The sequence below is a fragment of the Vibrio sp. OPT46 genome (assembly GCF_015163535.1).
Taxonomy (GTDB): Bacteria; Pseudomonadota; Gammaproteobacteria; order Enterobacterales; family Vibrionaceae; genus Vibrio; species Vibrio alginolyticus.
In genome coordinates, this window is record NZ_JADDYG010000072.1 from 1 (window position 1) to 1003 (window position 1003).

General features: G+C 40.7%; 1 pseudogene. It reads left to right on the forward strand.

The features are described 5' to 3' along the window. Positions 1-688: 688 nt before the first annotated feature. A pseudogene (locus tag IQR33_RS32160) lies at positions 689-1003 on the forward strand (undecaprenyl-phosphate alpha-N-acetylglucosaminyl 1-phosphate transferase); the annotation flags it as partial.

Sequence of the window (1003 nt, forward strand, 5' to 3'; positions counted from 1 at the left end):
CGTCTCCTGTTTGGAAACGCAACCATTAAACACTACGTCTAAAACTTGCTTCTAGGAGCCAGACCTAGGGGCGGTAGCGTGCCCAAATCGTCTGTTGGCCTCTTTCCTAACAGAAGAGAGACCAAGCAAGATAATTTTTAATAATAATAAGCACCTAAGTGCATTTCTGGCAAGATTGATTTATAAAAAACGAGAACTATTACAAATTTATGTAATTCCCTTTTGTCAGAGGGACGCTCAAAGCTAACAAAGTGGCGAGCAAATGTTGGTTAGGCATAGGTTACAATTTAAATCTCCATTTCTCATACCTATCAAAACCAAATACTAGGTTTATAGAAGTACATAACTACCGGCCCAAACCGTTAGTTAGTGTATTCATCTTTGTATTTGGCCTGCCTATAAAAGGCTGAGAACCGATGACCGTCACGAGCTAGTGTCGGTGGAACTCAGTTACTTACATATTCAATATTAGAAATTAGCGTTTGCAATGCGTTACAACCCACGTTGGCTAATGTGGTTTTGTCACGCCAAAAAATCACCTGCTCATTCTTAGAGTTCGGCGTGTCTAGATACGAGCGAAGCAAGAATCAGCAGTATCGGACCTGTGATGCAATGGAATCCGTAAAGGGAATCAGTCGGATGCGTTATAGATTTACCTCAAACTTATTTAATAACACAGTTGGCTACCATGAATAATGCATATTTATTTGTATTTATTTTGTCGTTCGTTCTACTTTTTGTTATGCGCAAAGTTGCTAAGCGCGTAGGTCTAGTAGATAAACCCAATGCAAGAAAGCTCCACCAAGGAGTAGTACCCCTTGTAGGAGGCATCTCCATTTTCTCTACTATACTGGTCGGGTTCCTTCTGTTCCTACCAATGAATGACAACCTATCACTCTACTTATCTTGTTCGGCTGTGCTTATAGTGCTCGGCGCATTAGATGACTACTACGATGTAAGTTTCAAAATTCGTCTTATTATCCAAGCCGGAATATCCCTTGCG